Annotated in this window: 18 protein-coding genes and 1 pseudogene; 6 read left to right on the top strand and 13 right to left on the bottom strand. The window is 42.2% G+C overall.

What is annotated here, in order from left to right; translation table 11 throughout:
* Positions 1-273: pseudogene (locus tag A3EU_RS34855) on the top strand (IS4 family transposase); the annotation flags it as partial.
* 14 nt (positions 274-287) lie between these two features.
* Here A3EU_RS34855 and A3EU_RS0120285 read toward each other — a convergent pair.
* Both A3EU_RS0120285 and A3EU_RS0120290 read right to left on the bottom strand, forming a co-directional pair.
* Positions 288-953 (bottom strand): hypothetical protein, encoded by a 666-nt coding sequence (locus tag A3EU_RS0120285; protein ID WP_020538032.1) that lies wholly within the window; start codon positions 951-953, stop codon positions 288-290.
* A 413-nt stretch (positions 954-1,366) separates the two neighbouring features.
* The gene (locus A3EU_RS0120290; RefSeq protein WP_020538033.1) at positions 1,367-4,801 is read right to left on the bottom strand and encodes a T9SS type A sorting domain-containing protein; all 3,435 of its coding nucleotides are present in this window, start codon (positions 4,799-4,801) and stop codon (positions 1,367-1,369) included.
* A 73-nt stretch (positions 4,802-4,874) separates the two neighbouring features.
* Here A3EU_RS0120290 and A3EU_RS33115 point away from each other — a divergent pair, with 73 nt between their 5' ends.
* The 3 genes from A3EU_RS33115 (at position 4,875) to A3EU_RS0120305 (ending at position 7,856) form a co-directional block, all read left to right on the top strand.
* Positions 4,875-5,789: a LuxR C-terminal-related transcriptional regulator gene (locus A3EU_RS33115; protein ID WP_020538034.1), complete on the top strand. Its 915-nt coding sequence runs from the start codon at positions 4,875-4,877 to the stop codon at positions 5,787-5,789.
* Between the two features lie 106 nt (positions 5,790-5,895).
* A complete protein-coding gene (locus A3EU_RS0120300) occupies positions 5,896-6,591 on the top strand; it encodes an SDR family NAD(P)-dependent oxidoreductase (protein WP_020538035.1) in 696 nt (231 codons plus the stop codon).
* A 206-nt stretch (positions 6,592-6,797) separates the two neighbouring features.
* Positions 6,798-7,856 carry an S-adenosylmethionine:tRNA ribosyltransferase-isomerase gene (locus A3EU_RS0120305; protein WP_020538036.1) on the top strand — a complete coding sequence of 353 codons (1,059 nt, stop codon included), beginning with the start codon at positions 6,798-6,800 and terminating at the stop codon, positions 7,854-7,856.
* Between the two features lie 46 nt (positions 7,857-7,902).
* On the opposite strand, the gene rbfA is transcribed toward A3EU_RS0120305, so the two are convergent.
* From rbfA to A3EU_RS31210, 3 genes are all read right to left on the bottom strand, one after another.
* Positions 7,903-8,304, bottom strand: a complete 402-nt coding sequence (gene rbfA, locus A3EU_RS0120310; protein ID WP_020538037.1) for a 30S ribosome-binding factor RbfA — start codon at positions 8,302-8,304, stop codon at positions 7,903-7,905.
* A 134-nt stretch (positions 8,305-8,438) separates the two neighbouring features.
* On the bottom strand, positions 8,439-10,121 hold the full coding sequence (locus A3EU_RS0120315; RefSeq protein ID WP_020538038.1) for a hypothetical protein: 1,683 nt from the start codon (positions 10,119-10,121) through the stop codon (positions 8,439-8,441).
* Between the two features lie 71 nt (positions 10,122-10,192).
* Entirely contained in the window at positions 10,193-11,278 is a 1,086-nt protein-coding gene (locus tag A3EU_RS31210) for a sterol desaturase family protein (RefSeq protein ID WP_020538039.1), read from the bottom strand.
* A 48-nt stretch (positions 11,279-11,326) separates the two neighbouring features.
* On the opposite strand from A3EU_RS31210, the gene A3EU_RS0120325 reads away from it, so the two are divergent.
* Positions 11,327-12,607: a D-arabinono-1,4-lactone oxidase gene (locus tag A3EU_RS0120325; protein WP_044086260.1), complete on the top strand. Its 1,281-nt coding sequence runs from the start codon at positions 11,327-11,329 to the stop codon at positions 12,605-12,607.
* 184 nt (positions 12,608-12,791) lie between these two features.
* Here A3EU_RS0120325 and A3EU_RS0120335 read toward each other — a convergent pair whose 3' ends face one another.
* Positions 12,792-13,757 carry a hypothetical protein gene (locus A3EU_RS0120335; RefSeq protein WP_020538042.1) on the bottom strand — a complete coding sequence of 322 codons (966 nt, stop codon included), beginning with the start codon at positions 13,755-13,757 and terminating at the stop codon, positions 12,792-12,794.
* 365 nt (positions 13,758-14,122) lie between these two features.
* On the opposite strand from A3EU_RS0120335, the gene A3EU_RS0120340 reads away from it, so the two are divergent.
* Positions 14,123-17,272 carry a CHAT domain-containing protein gene (locus A3EU_RS0120340; protein WP_020538043.1) on the top strand — a complete coding sequence of 1,050 codons (3,150 nt, stop codon included), beginning with the start codon at positions 14,123-14,125 and terminating at the stop codon, positions 17,270-17,272.
* Here the strand turns inward: A3EU_RS0120340 and A3EU_RS0120345 are convergent, their stop codons facing one another.
* The 7 genes from A3EU_RS0120345 to A3EU_RS0120380 form a co-directional block, all read right to left on the bottom strand.
* Positions 17,273-18,556 carry a hypothetical protein gene (locus A3EU_RS0120345; protein WP_020538044.1) on the bottom strand — a complete coding sequence of 428 codons (1,284 nt, stop codon included), beginning with the start codon at positions 18,554-18,556 and terminating at the stop codon, positions 17,273-17,275.
* 298 nt (positions 18,557-18,854) lie between these two features.
* Positions 18,855-19,505 (bottom strand): hypothetical protein, encoded by a 651-nt coding sequence (locus A3EU_RS0120350; RefSeq protein ID WP_020538045.1) that lies wholly within the window; start codon positions 19,503-19,505, stop codon positions 18,855-18,857.
* A gap of 4 nt (positions 19,506-19,509) precedes the next feature.
* Entirely contained in the window at positions 19,510-20,124 is a 615-nt protein-coding gene (locus A3EU_RS0120355) for a hypothetical protein (protein ID WP_020538046.1), read from the bottom strand.
* A 57-nt stretch (positions 20,125-20,181) separates the two neighbouring features.
* Positions 20,182-20,529, bottom strand: coding sequence for a hypothetical protein (locus A3EU_RS0120360; protein WP_020538047.1), 348 nt, complete (start codon positions 20,527-20,529; stop codon positions 20,182-20,184).
* Positions 20,530-21,001: 472 nt separating this feature from the next.
* Positions 21,002-21,466, bottom strand: coding sequence for a GNAT family N-acetyltransferase (locus tag A3EU_RS0120370; protein ID WP_020538049.1), 465 nt, complete (start codon positions 21,464-21,466; stop codon positions 21,002-21,004).
* Between the two features lie 8 nt (positions 21,467-21,474).
* Positions 21,475-22,128 (bottom strand): SCO family protein, encoded by a 654-nt coding sequence (locus A3EU_RS0120375; protein WP_156825848.1) that lies wholly within the window; start codon positions 22,126-22,128, stop codon positions 21,475-21,477.
* On the bottom strand, positions 22,118-22,744 hold the full coding sequence (locus A3EU_RS0120380) for a toxin-antitoxin system YwqK family antitoxin (protein ID WP_020538051.1): 627 nt from the start codon (positions 22,742-22,744) through the stop codon (positions 22,118-22,120). The genes A3EU_RS0120375 and A3EU_RS0120380 overlap by 11 nt, the downstream gene beginning before the upstream one ends.
* Positions 22,745-22,817 lie beyond the last annotated feature (73 nt).

Consider the following 22,817-nt stretch of genomic DNA (forward strand, 5'->3'; position numbering starts at 1 on the left):
TTCAAGTGGATCAAGCAGCACTTGCGCATCAAGAAGTTCTGGGGAGAAAGCCCCAACGCTGTCAAAACCCAAATCTGGATCGCGGTCTGCACCTTTGTGCTGGTCGCTATTCTGAAGTATAGGCTGAAAAGTCTACACTCTTTGAACGAAATTTTACAAATAATGAGCGTTTCTGCTTTTGACAAAACGCCTGTAAATCAGTTGATTATGAAAATTGAATCCAAAAACCAGAACCCCGGAAGTCATAACCAATTGAATATCTTTGACTTATAACCGGACACTACTGACTAGGGATAGTAAGTTAACTGCTGCTCATTTTTCTTTAGCCAATAGTCCGTTACTGACTGTAAACGGGCTTTGAATTCCGCAAAATTTTCTTCTTCAAAATTCCGGCTATCGATGGTGATTTTTTGATTGTAGAAGGAGAAAATGTAGCTCTTTTTCTCGTTATAAATGCAGTTCCTCAAATCCTTCATCAGGATCGTTTTTTCTTGATTAGGTGCTTCAAACAATAGGAGTCTATCTTCTAGAAGAACTAGTCTAATCTGCGGCCTTTTTTTCGTTGAAAGAAACTCTAATACTCCATTAAGCAACCAATAGATTCCCAAGATCAATATTAATACTCTCAAGTTCATAGGATTGGTTGAGGCTACTACTCCATTAAAGAGGAGTGCTAGGCCAGCAAAAAGAGACATCCTAAACCACTTTTTTCGTTTATACTTTCCTCCTCTTAATTCGACTACAATACCCTCTATTGGCTGCGCTAATTTTGCGTCAAAGGCCTCTTTTCTGTTATTGTCCAATAAATGAGTTAACACCATCCAAATCAACATAAGCACCACTAGCCACCCCAGAGAAATATCTTCACATTTCAAATATAAAGTTGTAATGGCTACTATGTTGAGCACAGAAATCATAGTAGAAAACCATTTAGAGCGCGCTTGTTTTTCCATTCCTAATGTCAATTACAAGAGTAAGATAGGTACTATTTAAGAATCGCTCATGTTAGTTCTCAAACTAACATGTTATATCCCGCTGGTCTCCCGACCAGCAATCAGTATTAGTCCATTTTACGCTGGTCAGGAGACCAGAAAGATATAGTCCCGACCAAGAAGGTCGGGATAGTCTGGGGACTACGACGAGCCGACATAATTTAAATGTACCCCAATCGCAGGCCCAGTCTACACTTAGACATCAAAAAAACGGGTTTTCGCTTACCCTTTACGGTAAACAAAAACCCGCGAGTGCAACGAGCACCTCCCGCGACCCGATTTATCGGGAGAGCACCACCACCATTCCGATGCAATCGGAATGGTACCCCCGCAAGTGCAACGAGCACACNCACGAGTGAAGCGAGTACCCTACCCTACGGCATCACCACCAATTCCTTGCTATACACCTTCCCATCCAGCTGCACCTTTACGATGTACATGCCGGCAGGCAGGCTGCGTGTATCTAATTGCTCTAACTGCTCGGCACTGCCAACGATGGTTTGGCCCGTTTGGAAAACCCGACCAGTCATGTCCACAATTTGCCATTCTACCTGCTCGCCGGAGAAGCCAGTAAGTTCTAGGGTCGTACTTTCCCGAGCGGGGTTGGGATAAAGGCTGAAACGACGTGGGTTCTCGAGTTCTTCTTCTGTTCCTACAGCTTGAGGAATGATAAAATCATAGTGCAGATCACCACCGAAATCAGGATTGAAGGTTTGCACAGAAGCGAAAAACGTCTGGGTCAACTGGCGTCTTAGGCTTACGTTGCCCGTACCTACATTTTGGCCTACAGCAGCCCAGTACCAGAAGTCGAGGCCATCACCGCCATCATCTTCTACCGTCAGGCTATAACAACCTGGTGGTAGCATGATCTCGTCGCGGTACGTCGTTGCTGTACTCATATTGCTACGCTCCAATACCACATCACCGCTGCTGTTTTTGATCGTGTAACGGTTTTCACCCGGGCGGTTATTGGTTTTAATCTGAATAAAGAGACTTTCGTAGTCCATGATATCCGCAGGCGTGAAGGCCGAGCGCATCATGTTGTTGGCGGCGTACTCATCCTCGCCTTCGTTGGGGCCAAAGACGTCTACGATGAACTGAGGATTTTCGTCAGACGTTTCCCAAAAGAGGTAATCGTCTACCGGTAGTTCAATCTCTACGGTTTCGCCGAAAGGCAAATTACCTGACCAATTGTAAGTGGTCGTATTGCCATTCACAACGCCATAATTAATCCCTAAAGAAGTGATGGTCGTTGTACCATTGTTTTTAACCACTACGATAGGCTGCTGACAAGCCGGATTAAAACGCTCATATTCGACCTTCTGGCTGGGGCGCATAACATCTACAACTGCTGCGTCGAGCGTAAAGTTAGGAGCACCATAACTTACCAACTGAGCCGCTACAAGATAATTGGCTTCTGCCATAAAGGCGCCGTTTACACCATAGTCTACTTCAATGGTTTCGCCAGCGTCTTCTGGCACCATAAACTCGTGAACATCGGTAGCCATGCCTGGGCACCAGCCTGCACGGTCGAAGATCCAGGTACCGCCTTGAGGGTAGATCGGGTTTTCGCCACAAGCTTTCCATACATCAAAACGAAAATCCTGGCTACCACCATTGACGTTGAGGTAGTGCTCACGAGAAACAAATTCTCCATTCTGGCCGTGCCCGGTGACACTAGCCCGCAACTTATAGGTGTCCGCATCAGGGTTGAGGCGTAGTGTGCGTGGCTCGAAAACGTTATTTGCCTGAATAGCATCAAACCACCCGCGCGCGAAAGGCCATACATTTTCAATCGACAACACATCGCGCGTAGGAGTACCAGTGATAAACAGAAACTCAATGTCCATTTCCTCCTGATTTTGGCCACCCATTTCCATACTCAAGAAGCGTTCTCCTTTCAGGATGGGACTAAAGTCCGTAATATCAAAAGTAAAGGTCTTTCCTGCCGCTCCCAAGCTCAGGCCGTTGCCGTAAGGGGTGACCAAGGACAGAATCTCAAATTTCGCGGGGCGTTTAATGTGGTAGGTGAGCTCCTCAATATTGATCGTTCCTTCTGGAGTCAGCGGGTAGGTTTCGAGGATATTACCGTCTTCGTCGTAGAGGTAAGTCCCTGTAGCTGGATAAGTTTCGTAAGTATTGGCTACTACGAGGTTATTCCCACTGTCTACAGCATACTCCACGACCGTGCTAGGATACACCAAGCTAGAATCTATGGCCGGTACTGTTTCGTTGACAGTCGTATGCACGCCTTGCTCAAAGCGAGCAGAGAAACGGTAGTTGATGCTCGTCCAATCGTAGTAGAGTTCTGCACCTCGGTAGGTTTGCCAATTTGGGCCAACCAAGCTGGCGTCAAAACCGTTGGCAACATCTTGTGCCACTAAACCGGTTCCTTCATTGAAGGGGTAATGTGCAATCAACGAAGCAATGGCTGGATGGCTACCAGGGATGTCTTCGGTGTACATAATGGCTTGAATCTCTTCGGCAGTCAGGGCACGTTGCCACATACTGAGGTTATCCAGGTTGCCAGGATAAACATTAGCACCATTAATATTTGATCCTACTTTCATGCGAGTTGCCATAATGGGGCGATTCATACCCGTACCGCTGTGCCATAATTCTCCATTGAGGTAGATAGCCATAGTGCCGGCGGTTGCATCTTTGGTAAATGCCCAGTGGTTCCAGCGACCTTCAAAATCAGCCGTATTCGCTGGTTTTTCTATCCGGTCATATCCGCTACCATCGTTGCCACAATCCCAGTAGATAGTGCCATTGCTCCAAGGTAAGTGTACGTTCATCTGGCGGCGGTTAGCACCATCTACTGCCTCAAAAACAGAGGTATTTGCAGGCAGTGCCTCTTCCAGGCCGTAAGACCAGAAAGCGACGGTTACGCCTTGTGTCATTCCCAATGCTGCTGTTGGTATATCTACTTGCCCGGTGCCTCGCAAGCCCAGGTAGTATTGATCTACGGGGGTAGCGCCAAGTCCCGTAAGGTTGGTCGTTTCAGTTCCTGCAAAACGCAATAGTGGTGCTGAATTTTGGCCGGTCTGACTCACATCCAGCAATACATCACTGGTGCCATCCCATTCAAAAGCCTGATAGAAAGGCAGGCTAGTCCACCCCGTTTCGGTAAAAGTCGTAGACTGAAAATAAACTTCCGTAAAATCATCAATGGCAGGAGAAGTCGCGTCGAGGTTATCCTGATCCACCGCTTTCATTCGCAAGCGCAAAAAGGGCAGGGTTCCACCTGTTTCAAGCACCTCCAACTGTAGCGCCGTGATGGGGCCAGCGCTCAGACCAGCGGCCGATAATTCTTCGGCGCCGTAGAGGTACTGCGCACGGGCACGGTCTTCCAGTGTTCCTATGTTGAGTGGCGCAACCCCTTCTCCTATCTGCCCCACTGTGAGGCTGGTCGTATCCGAAAAGGTCGTTTGTTGCTGGCCATATTGCGTGTAGGTATAAAAAGGTTGGCTTGTAAAGGGAAAGTCTTCTCCAGCAAACCCACTGACCAGATGAGAAGGATGGCGACTCAGGGAAGAGTCTTGGAGCGTAGGGTCGGTAATGAAAGTATTACAGCTATAATCCCATTCCCGGCAGCCTACATTGCCACTACCTACGGCGTTGTCATGACAGCGCATATTGTAGCGCATGAGAATCTTTTCGTAAGTCTGTGTTGCATCATCAGGAAATTGGAAAAATCCGGAGCGAGCATCATCTGCCCAAGTCAGGGTTTGTACCCGAACAGTATCCTGTGCATTGAGGCTGCAAAAGGTAAAAAATAGAAAGCTTAAGAGTAGAAATTGCTTCATTGATCGTTGTTTTGCTCTCAAGATAGGGCTTATCTCTTTTTCTTTAAATTTGGGTCTCAAATTCGTCCATCCCATGACCGAAAAAAAATACTTCCAACCCCTTTACGAGATTGCCCGCCACCTAAACCAAGAGTTTACGTTGGAAGCTGCTTTGCGCAAAGCACTAGAAAAAACGGTGGAGGTCCTTGACTTGGAAGGTGGATGGATATGGCTGGTACAAGCCGATAAAAAGAATGTTTACCTAGCTGCCTCTCATCAATTGCCTAAAGCCTTGAGTCAGCACCCAGAACGCCTTTCTGGCTGGTGTTACTGTATCGACAAGTACCTTTCCAGTAGCCTAAACCAGCCTAGCAACATCAGTGAAATTGCTTGCTCCCGACTCAAAAATCTCGCTGAAGTAGAGGATGGACTCAAATTTCACGCTTCGATACCTATCAGTTCTAATGCCGAAAAAATTGGCATTCTCAATGTATTGCACCAACAAAATCAACAACTTGATCAGGGGCAATTACAATTATTACAAACCATTAGTGAACTCTTGGCCATTGCCGTACAACGCACCCGGGCGCAATCCTTGGCAGACAACAGTAGCTCCCAAAGCAATGGCGAACAAAAAGTGCTCCAACAATTAGTACAGCCTGCATTGGTAAAAATACAGCGCCAGCTCAATGAAGAATCCAATGTTGACCTAACCGCCCTGAAAAAGGATTTAGCGGCCTTGCAGAAACAACTCAGTACAGTGCAGAAGGAGCTCCCTGAAATGGATGCGCCTTCCTCTGAGATACATTACCCCAACTCTCCACTCACTCCCCGAGAAAGGGAAGTATTGGTGTTGGTCAAACAAGGGCTCACCAATCCACAAATCGCCAGCCAGCTATTTATTAGCGAGCGGACCGTCAAATTCCACCTTAGCTCTATTCTTGCGAAATTGGATGCTCAAACCCGAACAGAAGCTGTTTTGGTGGGTACTCAACGGGGTTTATTCTGATTTAAACGGCTTCTTACCTGTACCATCGTCCAGGCACCAATCGGGCCAATAGGTCGTGGTTTTAGCAGGGCAGTCCCCTGATCTTTGTTCTAACAAAACAGAGATTATGAAAAATAACAAAACAGCACTGATCACAGGTGCTTCTCGCGGATTAGGTTATGCTTTAGCACTGGCTTTGGCCAAAAATGGTTGGCAATTACTTATCAATGGTCGTAATGCAGAGACCTTACTGAAAGCCCACAACGAGCTATCCAAACACACCAAAGTAGTCGCCATTTCGGGTGATGTACGCGATGAAATTCACTTACTCCAATTACGCAATACACTTCGCGACCAGCAATGGCAACTTGATCTGGTAGTCAATAACGCTTCTGCCTTAGGGGTATCTCCATTGGCTTCTTTACTTGAGCATCCGGTGGATAATTTACACAAAGTCCTTCACACCAACCTCATTGCGCCTGTTTCCCTTTTGCAAAAAGTACAAGCTCACTTTACAGACCAACCTACAATCATCAATATCAGTAGCGATGCGGCAGTAGCGGCTTACCCAACTTGGGGGGCCTATAGCAGCAGCAAAGCAGGGCTCGATCACCTCAGCGCTATTCTTGCGCAAGAGCACCCCCAATGGAAAGTGTATGCTTTTGATCCTGGCGATATGCGTACACAAATGCATCAAGCAGCCTTTCCTGGCGAAGACATTACGGATCGGCCATTACCTGAGGAAGCTGCGTTACCTGCTTTACTTAGACTTTTGCGAGCGGAGGCACCTAGTGGTAGGTATACCATTGATGCAGTAGCGTAGTTTCCCTAACCTCCCCCCTCTTTCCAGGTGGCGTTGGATTGGTTCTACAACTTTACCCAAAGAACTACCACCCAAGTCCAAGTCAAAATAATTTCACCTTCGTAATCAGTGGTGTTATTGCTACTAGCACCATCAAAATGTGTCCCTTTGGAGGGACCGATCCTCAGGATCGAGGGAGGGTAGCTCTAAACACAAACCTATTTATTATGACAATGACAACCTCCCCCATTCATTTTGAGCTACCACAACAACTCTCCTGCCCATTACCGACAGAAGAAAGAGGCGTTGCACGCGACGAAGTGCGCCTACTCGTAAGTAACCATAATGGTGAGGATATTCAGCATCGAAAATTCAAGGCCCTGACGGATTATTTGACGAAAGGTGATGTCTTGGTGGTCAACAACTCGGCCACCGTGGCGGCTGCGCTACCCATCATCTTAGAGAGTGGCCAAGCAGCCCGCCTCCATCTAAGCACCCAATTGGATGATCTTCACTGGCTCGCCGAAATCAGAGCCGTTCATAGCAACCAAAGTGAACGCTGGCGGAATGGTACTGCTGGGCAGGCTTTCAATCTACCAGAAGGCGGCTTGGCAACTTTAATCACCCCGTTCTATCAAAATGCTCAACAACTGCACCTATGGAAAATCAGCTTAAAATTGCCTTTGCCCTGGCAGGAATATTTGCACCAGTACGGCTCACCCATAAAGTACCAAAATCTGGATCAGGGCTATCCGCTAAATTACTACCAGACCTTTTTCAGCAGCGTTCCTGGTAGTGCTGAAATGCCTTCCGCCGCAAGAGGATTTACACCGGGGATAATCGAAGGACTCCTACAAAAAGGGGTGCAAATCATACCCATCACCTTACACACCGGTGTATCAAGCCTGGAAACCGGAGAAATGCCCTACCCTGAATCTGTTATCGTTTCGCCCTTAAATGCGGCGCGGATCAACCTGGCGAAAGCGAAGGGGAAACACATTATTGCGGTAGGCACCACAGCCGTCAGAGCTATAGAAACCGCCACAAACGCTCAAGGTCTAGTGACCGCCTTTAACAGTCAAAGCGAGCTATATATCCAGCCGGGCTATCAAATGAAAATTATCGACGGACTCCTCACCGGTTTTCATGAGCCAGAGGCCTCTCATTTGTATATGCTTCAGGCTTTAGCTAGCAAAAAGCATCTGCGTAAAGCCTACGAGGCAGCCATTCAGCAGGGGTACTACTGGCACGAGTTTGGTGATTTACACCTCATCCTTAATCATTAGGCAAAAAAAAATCAGAAGCTAAGCTTCTGATTTTTTTGCGAGTAGATCAGCTCTCTTCCTCCTCTTTATTCTCATCCTCTGCTTTCCCCATTTGATCTTCTTCGTGGAGGCGGTTAAACAGCGTTTCTACGCGATACATTTCGTCGATGGTTTCATCTTCATAGATGCCTATATTCGGTATACGGCGTACGTGTCGCTTGAGGCGATTCGCCAAGGCTGTACGCAGTCGAGGGGCTTCTTCTTCCAACTGGAGTAACACTGCCTGCTTGTTATCCGTATTCCAGATACTGAGGTAGATTTTGGCCAAGCCCAAATCTGAAGACATTTTCACTTCCGTAACCGTAACCAAAGGCTGGCTACCGTAGATATAGACGCCAATTTCCTGCAACACTATGCTAAAATTCCGCTTCACGAGTTCGGCAACTTGCCGTTGGCGCTTCGTTTCCATTCTTTGTTATTTTTATAAAGATATAGGTATAGTCTGCTAAGTCAGAATTTACAAACCCTGCCTTGGAAGACTATAGACGCCTAAAAGTACTTTCAGCCGCCTACTAATACACAAAGGAACTGAAAAAAGTTCGCTTATTCGCAATCATTGCTATTGTACAAACGGATAGCATCTTTCATCCGCCGTTCATTCCGTTTATACTCCCCTGCCCTGATTTGCTCTTGTAATGCTTCACAGTCGGGAAAGTAAGCAGCAAAGGATTTACGCCAGTTCGTAAACGACAGGTTGAATAAACTCAGTGGTTCTGGCTTTTCGCCTGTTTTATGAATAACAAGAACAGCGTCCGGCTCGTTTTCTTTGTTTTCATTTACACGAAAGGGGTAGTAACGGTAGAGGCTTAACTTTGCTCCTCCTTCCAGCACTTCCATGATATTCTTTTTTGTCCCCAAAGCAAGCAGGGGAGAATAATCAATGACAATAAAAGTACGCCCTTGAAATCCTGCTTTCGTGGTTTTGTCAGGGTCAAAAAACAGGCTTTGGGTCTTTCCATCTTGTTCGTAAACAAAGATCGTATTTCCCGATTCATAAAAACTTGGCTCGCGGAATTCGCCGTCTGAAAAAACAAAATTCCCCGTAAGTGAATCACCACTATTGGTAATGATATAACCTTCATATTGAACGGCACGATCCCGGCGGCCATTGATCTTAATATACTGTGTATAATCAACTCCCTCAGGGCCGACGGCATCGCTCAAATCAATCACAAAATGCCGTGATGGTCGTTCGTTTTCCACTAAACTGGCTTCGATATCGTCTAAAGTACCGGTTAGCTGATTGGTCATTCTATTGTTCTCTCCTAATGCTTCACAAGCGGCCAGATAGGTACGCGCTTCGTCAAACTGTTCCAGATGAGTGCTTACCAAGGCCAGATTGTACAAACAAGCGTAGTGTACTTTTCTTAAGCGTTTGTTATCAGTAGGCAGTAAAGGAAGTTGTGCTTCCCAAAAAGCCTTCACGGGTGCCATTTCCTCTTGCAAAGGCGCCAATGCGCCGTCGGCTGTCATTTTACTCAGGATACTCGCAGCCGTAGCAATATTAGCATCATGCTCGTCGCCATTTGGTATCTTCTTGCCCTTGGGCCACTGGAGGTCTATTTTTTCTGTGGCAACGCGGGTATCAAAGTTTGCTATCAATAATTCCTGATACTTTCCAAAAGTTCGGGGGATCAAGTGTTCACGAAATCCATTCAGGACGTCTTCCTTTTTCTTTTCCCAACTGGCGTCTAGCTCTTTGATCGTGGGAAAATAGCTGGCTTTGTTTTTTTTGAATTCGTACACCATCCCGTTGGAACCATTGTTTTCAACTTTTCGCAGTAACACTTCCCCTGAAGGGGCTAGTACCTGAAGGGTGATAGGATATCGGTAGACCACTTTTTTGTAATAACTGATGGTTGTCGTCTTGACGCTGTCTTTGGTCGTAGTGGTTTTGCGTTCTTCATTCGTCAGTTGAGTAATGTTCAGTTCACCGATCTGAACATTAATATGAAAATGCCCGCCTGCAATCAATTGCCGAAAAGATTCAAGCTGCAAATATTTTTCAATTAGCAACTGCGGAGAAGTTTCTGGTTTTAACTTACTCAAATCCTGATCACCAAGCACGTTCACAGATACTGAATATGTATTGGAGGTTAAAGGAAAAGGCTGTTCCGGCAACCCACGATAAGTAATCCTTACCGATTCGTTGTTGACGCGCTGAGCATTAAGGCTAAAGCCTATCAAGAGTATCGACAGGCAGATGATGGAGCTTTTAAAATTCATTAATAGGGGTGTTATTTGAAATAAAGATACTGTTTTTCACTACCACTAAAAAAGACTTACCAAGCCGGCGTTTAGCTGTTCTTCAAATGGGAATCATCACAAAAAGGAGCTGCACTGGTACGCTTGCAATTACAAAGTCGGACCGGGCCGCTCCGCTGGGCAGTAAAAAGTAAGGGCTTCGACTTCGTTCCATGATGCGAGCCGTCACAAAAAGGTTGATTTTGACTCCTGCCGCATTGGCAAAACAGGTAGCGTTCTCCTTCCTTTAGATTCATCATGGCAGGCTCATTCGTTCGAGTATCTTTTTTTGTAAACCCTCGGGATATTTCCGAGCGAGGGTCATCTGACGCTACCAACGGATAAAGGTAAGCTGCTGTCCAAGGTTCCTTGGGGTCATTTTCGAGGCCGTACAAGGTTGGAAATTCACGACTATAATGAGCTGTTCCGAACAATTGATCCCAGATAGAAAACATATTACCAAAATTGCCATTGGGGTCGCTGATCCCATCGCGGCGGCTTTTGCCATGATGTGCGTGATGAAAGGCCGGGGTAATAAAAATGCGCTCCCAAACACTCGCCAAGGGCTGCAAAAACTTGTTACGGTAAAGCACTTTATCGTAAGGAATAGTGCTGTGTGAACTGATGATCACAAGCTGTTTCAGCACCAAGCCCAAAGCCACCGCTTTTGCTCCTCCCAGAAAAGTAAAGAGGCCAATCCACCAGATATTTGGCATAAACAGGTAGTAAATGGCCGCATTGCGATAAGACACAAAAAAGCCCATTTCTTCTGCCTGATGATGAGGGCGGTGGAGCTTCCACAGAAACTCATATTCATGAGCAAAACGGTGGTACCAATATTGCAGAAAGTCATCAACAAACAGAAATATCAACAAACTCCTCCACAGCGGCAATTCCGCTAAAAGTGCCTGTTGATCAGGAAAAAACTGACTCCCCAAAAACAACACCAATAACACCAGCGCTGGCTTCGTGAGCAATGATAGTACCATAAAAGCACCAAACTCCTGTATCCAATCACTGTTTGTACGTTGCGTTTTTTGCCAATAGCCACCAATGACTTCCAGTACAATAAAAAAGACGAGTATCCCCATTATCAGGTAAACATCCATGTTAGGAACACCGAAAAGAGCATTATTCATAAGATGAGAATGTTTGTAATCAGACTGAATATAGTAATTTTAGGGATTATGAAGAACTGGTCAAACTACCATCAATGGACACCTGCGGAAATCGCCACCCCTCGCAGCGAAGAAGAAATACAGCAGCTTGTTCGCCAAGCCTGCGAGCAAGGTAAGAAGGTCCGTATTATCGGCAGTGCGCACTCTTTTATGCCACTTTGGACCACCAAGCAAACACTGATCAACCTGGATCAATACCAGGGCATCGTATCCATTGACCATGGGTTACAGCAGGCTACCGTACGGTCAGGCACCAAACTCTACACCCTCGGAGATGCGCTATTTGCCCACGGCTTGGCCATGGAAAACCTAGGAGATATCGACCGACAATCCCTTGGGGGCACCATCGGGACAGGGACGCACGGGACCGGTTTGCAATTTGGCTCCATCAGTACGCAGGTCGTAAAATTGCGTATGGTAAATGGCCTTGGCGAGGTCATAGAATGTTCTCCTACCCGGAATGCCTCGCTCTTTAAAGCTGCGCANGTATCGCTGGGTGCGCTGGGCATTATCACGGAGATCACGCTGCAATGTGTACCCGCCTACCGGCTGGCGTTGCAAAACCTCAAAGAGCCACTAGACACCGTATTGCAAGAATTAGAAGACCGCTATCGGCAGGAACGAAATTTTGAATTCTACTGGTTTCCTTACACTGATTCCGCCTGGACGAAGACCTCAAATATTGTTACCGACCAGGCGGACAAGGTATCCTGGCTCAATCATTTTACGGAGTATGTTTTGGAGAACTATGCGTTTAAGGTTTTGTGTGAAGCGGCGTATCACTTTCCTAAACTGAACGAAAATGTGGCCAAGCTCTCTGCGGCGGCCATTGCGCCGGTGCGTAAGGTTTTTGCCAGCCATAAGGTTTACGCCACGCAGCGGCTGGTGAAGTTCAACGAGATGGAATACAGCGTTCCCATTGCTGCGCAGCGCGAGGTACTTCATGACATTCGTAGGCTCTTTGCGCGCAAGCGGTTTCCGATTCATTTCCCGATCGAAAACAGGGTAGTCAAGCAAGACGATATTTATCTCAGTCCGGCACAAGGCCGTGATTCGGCCTATATCGCCTGCCATGCTTATGCGAAAAAAGACCCACTGCCCTATTTTTCTGCACTAGAAGAAATCTTCCAGGCATACGAAGGGCGACCGCACTGGGGCAAGATGAATACCTTTACCAGTGAACAGGCTACGGAGGCTTATCCTTACTTTAATAATTTCTTACGCCACCGGAAAGAGCAAGATCCGGAAGAGGTTTTTCTTAATGACTATCTGGCAAAATTATTGCCCTAGTCATACTTAGGCTTCTTCGATCTCTTTTCTGCCTTCTTTTCTTTAGGTGTTTTAACAGGTTCTTTTTTCACTGCTTTCTTTGAATCCTTACTCTTTGCCATAACTAATTGGTGTTTGGTTAATTAAGCTGTCTCAAATGTACAATCATCCAAGACAACAATAGCTAATTAATAATAGTATTTTCTTATTCCCAAAGGGCGCGTAATCCTCTTAGTCCCATATCCACGACCTTTTCACTTTGGCTACTATTCGAGGCATCAATATCCCATTCATCATTGCCGTTGGTATCGATCCACTCAAAGCTGCCATTGGTGGAAAACGACAAGGTCATGTACACATCTTCCTGCTCTTCCCATGATACCTTCAACGGAATATCAAAACTCCCCGCTACCACGCAAGAACCTCTGGGGATAGGAGCATTCGCAAAAGGATTGACGACCGTGGTAGCATCGGCAGGTGCTTGCCCCGTAACAATTTGGTTATAACTGCTGTACGGCTCCGACAACTTGGTCTCAAAGCCCCAAAACCCCTGAAGTTTGGGTGCATTAACAGCGACCTCTAGTTCATCCACCTGCAAACTATTGATGTACGTATTGTACCCCACAAACGAAGCTATTGTTCCGGATTGTTGGGGCAAGGAGTTGATGACAGGAACGTTGTTCAAATTATACAGCACCTCATAATTTTGATAAGCAACCGACACTCGAATATGATGATAAATACCGGTATCAATAGCTGACAAAGGAATCTCTAGAAACACTTCCTCTTCGGCAGTCACCAATGCTTTATCAAAATCAATGGCCGTGGTAAAGCCATAAGTGTTTGTGTTATTTGCCGATACTTCTTCGCCTTTATAGAGAAATGCCCCTTGCTGGTAAGGCGTAAACTCATCGCCCACCAATTCAATAAAATGAGCACTCATCGTATTGAAGCTGGGCGTCTGTGTAGCATTGGCCGCTGGCACAACCGAGGGATTACCAAAGCTATCCAGCCGCGCTTGATCGGGGTCAAATCGAACCCTTATTTTGAGCATTTTATCGGTGATACCGGAAGGCGGTAGGTCTTCTTTGTTGCAGGTGGTGAGGACCGTGGCAAGTAAAAACCAAAGGAGTACCGCTCCGCTATAGATGAATGCTTTCCCGTTTTTCATAGGTAGTTTTGTGTATATACTCTATACGAAGTCATTTGTATATCACTTCAAATATAGGGTCTTGCAAACAGTTATATTATTAATTATTGTTCTCTTCAANAAGAAAAAATAAGTACTACCATAAGCGCTTTTTTCGATAAATTATTTGACTATTCGTTCAGTTTTTATGTGTATATATCGTTTCTTTGCGAATAACGCAATTTACTACAACCAACATAAAACATTTAAAAACATAGTTTTTTGATTGCGTACATCGTCCCCTACTTTAGAAGAAAGGCTAATTTTCTTTTCAAGCTGAAATTTATTATTTGTGTGAGCATCTGGGTTAGACACTGTCTAATTCACGAAATGGAGTAAGCTACAGTATGAAGGCGTTCAACGAATACTTTAGAGAAAACAGGTTTAGGGAAGCAAGGGATGATTTCCGCTCTCGCTTTGGTGCCCCTCCTACGGGCTTCAAGGAGGTAGGACAACTAACGGAGGAAAAATTGAACGCTTTTAACCGATGGAGTGAAGCCTGCTTGTATTTAGGTGAAGAAAACTCGGGGTTCCAGGCCCTCAAACGTTTTGTTGAAGACCTGGAGAAGAACAGCCATAAAAACTGGGCTTGGTTAAAAAACCTAAATGAGAGACTGGCAATTGAAATCACCGAGTCCGTTATCCACCTTTCTAATTTCTACTTCTACTTTGGTAAATATGCGAAATCCTTAGACCTTGCCGAACTTAGCCAAAAATTAAAACAAGAGGTCCTCAATATCAAAAGTGATGCCCGCAACGCTAGGCCATTGGCTAGAACTAGTGTCGTGATGGGGAAAGCATACTGGAAACTAGGAAATTTTTATGATGCGATCCTTTCCTTTTTGAGATCAATCGAGTATTTGATCATTGCAAACACCTATAACAATGACGAAGAAGGGTATATGGTAGGCCGTTGTTTTTGCCTCCTGGGAGAAGTATACCTTGATTTAAACAGCCTTGATCTCGCAGAAGATTTCCTAAAGAGTAGCCTCAACATTATGGAGAAGCGTTCTCAATTAGTTGACAATCACTTATATGTAGGCATCGCAAATAATGTATTAGGCAGAATACTTGCAAGAAAGGGGAAAGTAGAGCTAGATTCCGCGAAAGCAGAAGGCCTCTTTTCAGAAGCCAGGGATAGGCTTTATGACGCTAAGTACTACCTCAGTGAGACATTTAAGGATGCTCCATTCCATCGTTACAAGGCAAATAACCTTTGCAATATAGCCATGAGGGATTGGTATTGTTTTTACCGTCTGACCGAACCTGAAATCCATTTTTCTCCTCCCAAAACCACGGAATTTGACAAGGTCGTAGCTAATTTCAAAGATGAAATAGAGCATCGTGAAAAATGTTTCGACAGGGCCAACAAATACCATAGCAGTAAGGCAAATGCCCATATAAACCTTGCTAAGGTCTATCTACTTTCCAATTTATTAGAAAAAGCCAAAGCGTCTTCTCTATCAGCAATAAAGGTTCTTGCTCCTGAATTAGGGCAAGACCAGTGGGCTCTTCCGAAGAACAGCGAAGGGAGGAGAATGGAAGACATCTCCTGGATTACACTATTCAAAGCCCTGGAGGTTCACCTAAAAATACTATGGGCGGAGTTTTCAGTGTCATTGAGTAAAGACTGTCAAGTGCTAACCCCTTCCCAGCAGTCTCTTTATGACCAAGGTATGAATGTAAGTCGCCTTTGTCTTGATATCTATAACAATGTTTTAAATAATGGTAATTCCCCCTTAAAAGTCAAAGATCCAGGCATTGTAAGAATGCTTTATTCACGACAGGCCAGTTTGATCATTGAATTGAGATTAAAATTTCTCTATAGGCAATACCAGTGCCACGATCGAAGCAACGGAGATAGCGATGAATTAAACGATAAAATTTTTCAGAGTTTCCGTACCCAAAGGAACATATTCCTGTCTTCGGTTAATGAACGGGGGATGGCTAATAACGAAGACGATACCAATAGCTTGTTCAATAAGACAGAAAAAAGCATCGTTGATATGCTCGAGGGGCTCACTGGTAAAGAGCAAACAAATAAGGCTCAGAGAGAACGTATTATTTTAGACACTATTCAATATGTTCACAATGAACAGATAAAGTTAAAAAAACAGATTAAAATCAGGTCAGAGTTTGTTGCCTCATTGAGGACACAAGAGTCTTCGGAAGAAGGCGGGAAAAGCAAAACTGATAACTTTAACTTAAGTTCTATTCACAGCCATTTTGAAAAAACAAGAGAGGGTAAAATTCTCTCCTATGTTTTAGGAGAGGATAGCTTGTTTGTAATGATCATAAGTAATAAAGATAATGCCTTTGATTTTAAAAACCTGCTAACCGAACACCCCAACCCCAAACAGGCCATTGATGAAATCAAAAGCAGTACTCATAGAGTTGAGGAGATCATCAATAACACAATATGGGAAACAGGTAGACTTAGCATAAACAGGCCTGCCAACAAACAGTATGCAGATCTTGAACCTGAAATCAACACGCTCAACACTAATGACCTGAATGTTGAATTGTACCACCACTTAATTAAACTTAACAGCCTTCTAATTGCCCCTTTAAATTTAAGTGAGGATAAGAGAATTTATGTCATTCCAGATGGGGAGCTTAATTTTTTAAACTTCGGACTCCTAACACCTGATATAATTGAAAGCAAAAAGCTGTTTCCTAGCGATGGTGAAGATGATAATGATTTTGGCACTTTTAAATTTAGTGACTTAGCATTCTTAGACCGTAGGATAGAAGTAAGTTATGCCATTTCATCCGAGAGCCTTTACAGCAATCATGTTCACGAGACTGCCGTAGCTCCTATGCCAATAAATGGAGCATTGAGCATGGTAGTAACAGGAAGGGTAAATAATCAACAAAAATTTGAACGAACGGCAGAGTCTGATATTTTTGTAAAAACGTATAATACAATTGCAAAACTAGCTCCCAATCAACATACTACTTTTGATAGTACTCAACCCTATAAAAGAGAGGATTTTTACCAAGCCTATGAGAATGCTGAAATGGCTTATCTTCACGTACACTCCAGAAAACAGGATTTCGAAGACAATGAACATTTGCTGGGTCTAATTATTAACAACAGTAAAATTGAAGAAGAAAATCTTTTAACACAAGAACACATTCTCGAGCACTTGCAGTCTAATACTCAACTATTACTCGTTCTTAATGCGTGCCGAGCAAAATGGGGTCGCATGGAAAGAACAGGAAGTATTTCCTCTCTATTGAATGCTTTTATAAAAAATGGCAGCAAAAATATATTATCAAATATTTATCGTATTGATGGTGCTACTGCCGAGAATATTTCAATCGATTTTTTGCGGAAGCTAATTAAAGGACACACAATGGGAGAAGCATTACATTTGGTCAAGCGTAAAATGATCGAAAAGGGTATTTTTAGCCATCCTACTTATTGGGGAGCAAGCGTATTTTTTGGTAATGCTCAGTTGAAAATTCAACCTACCCGAGAAGAGGAAGAATAATTATCCTGTGAGTTCATCAAAAAGAGATATCGGATCTATTTCTTCCCTGCTATAATTTAATGGATTAATATCTCCTAAAATCGTGAATACTTGCCATGCAGGCTGAAAGCCTTCTGCTTCTACTGATAAATAGTATCGCCCGGGAAGTAAAGTCGTTTCTTCGACGATGTCTATTTTTATTTCCTTCAATCCTTTCTCTATATTCATATATTTATCACCACTGTCATATTCATCAAGCTCTTGCCTTTCTTGATGATGAAGTGCTGGAAATATTCGAATTCTTACTTTTCTTAAATTTAAAGAAAACTTTAAACATATAAACTCAGAAAAATCTAATACTTTAAATGGCTCTGCCTCCCATAACAAAGGCACAGTATCTAGTTTTTCTTCAGCCTTGTTATTATTATTTATTTTACTAAAATATTTTTCATATTGTTGTTCTATTACCCTCACAGGTAACTCTCCGGTTCTGCTTAATAGATTCCTAGCACCACTAACTGCTACCTCCAATGTAGACGCCACCTGCCTTTCCATAACTCCGGACATAGCAAAGCGATCTTTCAACTCACTTAATTTCTTATCAATATTTTTAATAGAAAGGTCTTTCGTAAATATATCTTCTAGTATTTCAATTTTATCAAATAGCCTACTGACACTTTTGGGGGTGTGCTTGTTCCCTAAAGATGTTTTTATTTTTTGACTTGTCATTTTTTCTGCCAGCTCTGATAACGTATAATCATTATCCTTTGATTCTTTTAATAAAAATTCAATAGCAGTAATATTATTAGCCTTAAAATAAGTTTTCTGAATACGTTTTCGAACCTTCAGTGCCTGATGGTCTTTATCCCGAAGATGTAATCCTTGCTTACTTGCTTTAACTTTTCTTTCCTTAGGCCTAGCCTTTGTTTTGCTATGGATAAAAATAAAATGAGGAAATGCTTGTTCTGAAACAGAGGGAGAGTCTAAAAATCTAACTTTTAGATTGCTATCAATTAAATTTTGTAACCACGGAATACTTTCTACTTCAGTGAAAGGCGTAAAATGAGAAATAAATAAAGGTTTGTTTCTTTTTTTTGCTAACGCAATGGCCAAATTTAATTGTTCTGTAAAGTTCTTTTTATAAAAATTAAAATTAGCTATACTCTGAGTAATTTCAAAAGTATTTTCTTTAGATATATGAATTCCCTTTGAGAAAAATTGTTCTAGTTCTTTAAAATCTTTATCGCTACCTAAACTACTGAGTTTTAGATAAACAACCGTACTTCGATTTATATAGGAGTTCATAATAGGATTAGTTGTTGAAGTCAGACTTTCTTTTCAAATTCAAAAAAACAACGACAATTTAGAAAGGTTGTCCTTCAGAAAAATACATAGTTTGGGTTTCTATTCCTACGTACTAGATACTTAAAAAGTTCCACAAAGGTAGGACAAGAGATATTAATGACAAAGAAATATGTTATTTTTTTGACAAAAAACATTACTCTTATTAGTCAACGCTATTGCCCAGTATATGTTTGACTTTAAGGCCATTATATTCTCTGGAAAGTAAAATAGGTAATTATTTTGACAATTTTCAAAATAATTAATTACACCAATCATCTTCATTGGCGATAACCTCTGAAAGGTTACGAAAATAAACGTCGCCCTTATTAATAACTAAAGAAAATTCTACAAATAATTTATCTAACTCGCAAGGGTCTATTCTATATTTACTTTGTGCTAAATAATGGTAAACACTCAGCTGCCTTTCCAATTCAGAGAGGTACTTATCTAAAACGGATAACCAATCTGCTAATTGCTTCCTTTGACCTTCGAGATTACTTATTTGAGTGAAATGTTTTTGGGTAATAACCCTATTAGGGAACGCTATTTCCCCATAGAGGTTAGTCAACTTTCTTCTGTTTTTTTCTATTCTTTTACATAAAAGTGGGATTTCTGTCATATACCCCGTAACTTCTTTAACTTGACCAACAACTCGCTTCTCCCAATCTTCAATAGTGAGACGAGTACACACAGAATCATCTTCGCTTTTTGAATAATGAACCGCATTTAGTACCCATGCATTTACCGTCACCGGATAAACATAAGTAAACAGCCCTACAACAACAGCCACGTAGATAAACAATAGGTGTACCCACTCAACACCAGGAATAAGCAAGAGCAGAATCGGCACCCCAAATAAAAGCCATTCGGGCCCCTTCAAGCTATCGTCAAAATAGTCAACTGGTTTCATAGTCTTAGCGTTTTTTTTGTTGGCTAAAAAACCAAGCAGAAGCAACAAGTATCAATATCGCAAAGGCAATACGAAAAACAACTGGCGTTTTGGCAACTTGCTGCTGAATTTTACTTATCGAGACAATGGATGCCTGACTTTCATTGGGTACAATATGATTGTCCTCTAGGTTTGCAAACGCCTTACCGTCAGAAGATAATTCAACGTGAAAATTGGTAAACTTCTCTTCCCAAGTCGCTTCAATACTTTTTACTGATTTGGCAACCGCCAACTTCGTTCGATCCGGCTCTTCGGAAATAATACCTTCTAGCTCATCTATTTCGGCTGTTAAAATATTGACACGATCTTTTAGTAAACTTATATACGCATCTTGCTCCTTTTTTTTAGAGCGATGCAGGCTATCATTTTTTTGATAGTAATCATTTTCTGATAAAATTTCCTTAGCAACTCCACCAAGCGAATCAAGTGAAAATTCCATATTGGTGTTCTGTATACTTAGCCTATCGTTTTGAGCATTTAAAGCGTCCATCTTTTTGCTCATATTGTAAATTATGATTCCAGCGGCCCCTACTGAAAAACTCAAGACCACTACTATTGAATACCTGATTAGCTCTTTCATTTTCATTAATTTTTTCAAACATTGTCAAATACTATCATAGGCTTCAAATTAGATCACCTAAGGCCCCTCAGTTAAAGAATCCCATGTTTCAGAAAACCAATTTTTTACCTTCGATGTACTTCGACAAATAAGGTAACTCGCTCGAACCTCTTTTACTTTCTTGATTTCAGCACTAGATAGCTCTTCGTATACCGTTGCATAATCACTGATGATCCTTAGATACTCTGTATCTCTTGCTTCTACCTCAGCTGAAGAATACGATCCACAGCCTATCTCTATTCCATCTCCGAAGGCCGAAATATTTTTCATAAAAATATCTTTCTCGCTTGGAGCAAATTGACATGCTCCGGCAAAAAGTAGCGATAACATAAAAGCGAAAATGGAAAATTTGTTAGTTCTCATCATGATTCTATTAATTGATCTAATTCATTACATTGTCATAAAGCTACAATATATTTATGTAATTGACAAATAAATAATAATATTGACAAAAAAATATTACAACAACGAATCCACTTTAATCATTCGTTTCAATTAAGGTGACGATCTAAAGAGTTGATTTCTGTTGATCAGAAAAGCCAGGAAAAACTTCATTTATTTGTTGACTTAGTCGAAAAAACGGGCAAAGAGGGAGTGCTATTGACCAACTCGTCTGTCCGTATGGTAGGAATGAAGCAAAAGCGAAGCATGATATTAGCTGCAAGGTTATTTCCTCTACCCACCTCCCAATACAAGCGCGAGGCTTATAAAGAAGTTGTATAAGGCCGATCTAGGGAGATTGCACTTATAGGGCAGATAAGCATCAATGCCCCGTTTTGCGCTTACGCGCTCACTGCTGAATCCAGGGAGTTTTACGTTGTTTGATGCTAAAGTAAGATCACTCTAACTTTTGACTCTTATAAAAAATATCGTCCAACGGATTATAGGGAAAGTCTAAAGGCAAATTAGCCCTCTCAATTCTTGTGAAATTATTTTTCTCGTAAAATCTATGCGCCGCTTTAAATTGGTTCATTGTCCCCAGAAAAATAGAGGTGATCTTTTCTTCCCTACACCAATTCCGAGCTGTTTGAAAAAGCAATTGAGAAACGCCATAATGTTTCCCTCGATAGGCCTTACTTACAAACATCATTTTCAAGACGCCACTTCTATTTTCGAGTACGATTATTGCTACTGTTCCAATTACTTTACTATTATGAGTAGCCACCCAATATTTGTCAGCAATCCTTTTTTTTGCCACCGCAGCCGATGAAAAAATTGGTTCCTTATACTCATTTCCAATCTCCTTGACCAGAGAATCAATTTCTTCTTGCATATCCTCTTCAAAAGGAACAACTTTTATCATACTTACCGTTATCTTTCCTGTTTCAATGCTTTTATATCAACAATTAATTGGTTGATTGAGGCCTTTTTCAAACCATTGTAAATTCCTCTAATATGCCTGTTTTCATCAATTAATACAAAATTTTCGGTGTGCAAGAATTCGCCCTCTTCTTTATTTAAACCTAAATCTTCTTCAACAAAATAATCCTTCCTTCCTAGTTTATAAATTTCTTGTTGCGTTCCAGTAGCTAAATGCCACTTATGAGACATAATACCTTTATCTTCTGCATATTTTTTCAGAACGGAGACGGAATCTCTTTCAGGAGTAACAGAATGCGATAATAACAAAACATCATCATCGTTTAAAAACTCATCCTGCAATTCTATCATATTATCAGTCATCTTAGGGCAAATTCCAGGACAAATAGTAAAGAAAAAATCTACTACATATATTTTGCCTTCAAAGGTTTTTTCTGTGATAATGTCTCCTTCCTGGTTCGTAAGCTTAAAAGGCGAGATCTGGTGAAACGTATCCAATATACCGTCATTAGGAGAAATCCAATGGGGTGTAAAGGTAGCTTCATCATAAAAAGGGAGCGTTTCAACGCTGCTTTTGTTTTGCTGTGATTCATTACATCCAACCAAGCTAGCCAGTGATAAAAAAAGAATTATCTTATTTTTCATATTGAATATTTTCATTTTCCAAACCAAAACAAAGTGCTGCTTTTTTTAATCCAAAAATCCTACCCTCCTTCGCTTCATAGTTAGCAAACAAAGCCCCATTTTTTCTAAATGCTTGTTGAATGCCCTCTTCTCTCCCCATGTTGAGATTTAATTTCTTGAAAAGCTCCCCAGTTGGGTACCATTTTTTTTGTTCGCCATGTGCTTTCCCAGCATTATAATTCAGTTGAGCAATTAGCACATGAGCCGGTTCGGAAGACCACACCTTCTTCTCTCCATCTAATCTTCCTTTATGATAATTTGCCGTTTGTTTATAATGGCCATCAGGATACCATTGAATAGCTTGGTTTTGCTTTTTCCCACCTAAGATGCCAATTTTCTCCTTTAGATTGCCATCTTGGTAATAACTCACAGCATAGCCTGAATATAGCTGGTCGTTCAAACTCCAAAGTGACTTATTATTATCATAATGAAGTTCTGAATTATCAATAATTATATTCGGTATTTCTAGCAAAGCCTTAGTAAAAACAAGCGTATCCGAGCGTTTTACGTCTCTCTTCTCAGTACAACTTGTAAAAAATACACCTAATGAAAATAGTGCAAAAATAATGTACTTCATCTTGTGGATTTTGTAAAAAGAGATTACACCAAATCAAGAAATTATAATACTCAGTAATTTATTGCAATCTGAA

Origin of the sequence: Lewinella cohaerens DSM 23179, assembly GCF_000379805.1 — a bacterium.
Lineage (GTDB): Bacteria > Bacteroidota > Bacteroidia > Chitinophagales > Saprospiraceae > Lewinella > Lewinella cohaerens.

Excerpts from the sequence above, each read along its gene's own strand:
- A3EU_RS0120315 (WP_020538038.1), bottom strand. The coding sequence starts at position 10,121 with ATGAATTTTAAAAGCTCCATCATCTGCCTGTCGATACTCTTGATAGGC.
- A3EU_RS0120370 (WP_020538049.1), bottom strand. The coding sequence starts at position 21,466 with ATGATAAAAGTTGTTCCTTTTGAAGAGGATATGCAAGAAGAAATTGAT.
- A3EU_RS0120350 (WP_020538045.1), bottom strand. The coding sequence starts at position 19,505 with ATGAAACCAGTTGACTATTTTGACGATAGCTTGAAGGGGCCCGAATGG.
- A3EU_RS0120335 (WP_020538042.1), bottom strand. The coding sequence starts at position 13,757 with ATGAAAAACGGGAAAGCATTCATCTATAGCGGAGCGGTACTCCTTTGG.
- A3EU_RS0120340 (WP_020538043.1), top strand. The coding sequence starts at position 14,123 with ATGAAGGCGTTCAACGAATACTTTAGAGAAAACAGGTTTAGGGAAGCA.
- A3EU_RS0120300 (WP_020538035.1), top strand. The coding sequence starts at position 5,896 with ATGAAAAATAACAAAACAGCACTGATCACAGGTGCTTCTCGCGGATTA.
- A3EU_RS0120380 (WP_020538051.1), bottom strand. The coding sequence starts at position 22,744 with ATGAAGTACATTATTTTTGCACTATTTTCATTAGGTGTATTTTTTACA.
- A3EU_RS0120355 (WP_020538046.1), bottom strand. The coding sequence starts at position 20,124 with ATGAAAGAGCTAATCAGGTATTCAATAGTAGTGGTCTTGAGTTTTTCA.
- rbfA (WP_020538037.1), bottom strand. The coding sequence starts at position 8,304 with ATGGAAACGAAGCGCCAACGGCAAGTTGCCGAACTCGTGAAGCGGAAT.
- A3EU_RS31210 (WP_020538039.1), bottom strand. The coding sequence starts at position 11,278 with ATGAATAATGCTCTTTTCGGTGTTCCTAACATGGATGTTTACCTGATA.
- A3EU_RS0120360 (WP_020538047.1), bottom strand. The coding sequence starts at position 20,529 with ATGATGAGAACTAACAAATTTTCCATTTTCGCTTTTATGTTATCGCTA.
- A3EU_RS0120285 (WP_020538032.1), bottom strand. The coding sequence starts at position 953 with ATGGAAAAACAAGCGCGCTCTAAATGGTTTTCTACTATGATTTCTGTG.
- A3EU_RS0120305 (WP_020538036.1), top strand. The coding sequence starts at position 6,798 with ATGACAATGACAACCTCCCCCATTCATTTTGAGCTACCACAACAACTC.
- A3EU_RS33115 (WP_020538034.1), top strand. The coding sequence starts at position 4,875 with ATGACCGAAAAAAAATACTTCCAACCCCTTTACGAGATTGCCCGCCAC.
- A3EU_RS0120375 (WP_156825848.1), bottom strand. The coding sequence starts at position 22,128 with ATGAAAAATAAGATAATTCTTTTTTTATCACTGGCTAGCTTGGTTGGA.
- A3EU_RS0120345 (WP_020538044.1), bottom strand. The coding sequence starts at position 18,556 with ATGAACTCCTATATAAATCGAAGTACGGTTGTTTATCTAAAACTCAGT.
- A3EU_RS0120290 (WP_020538033.1), bottom strand. The coding sequence starts at position 4,801 with ATGAAGCAATTTCTACTCTTAAGCTTTCTATTTTTTACCTTTTGCAGC.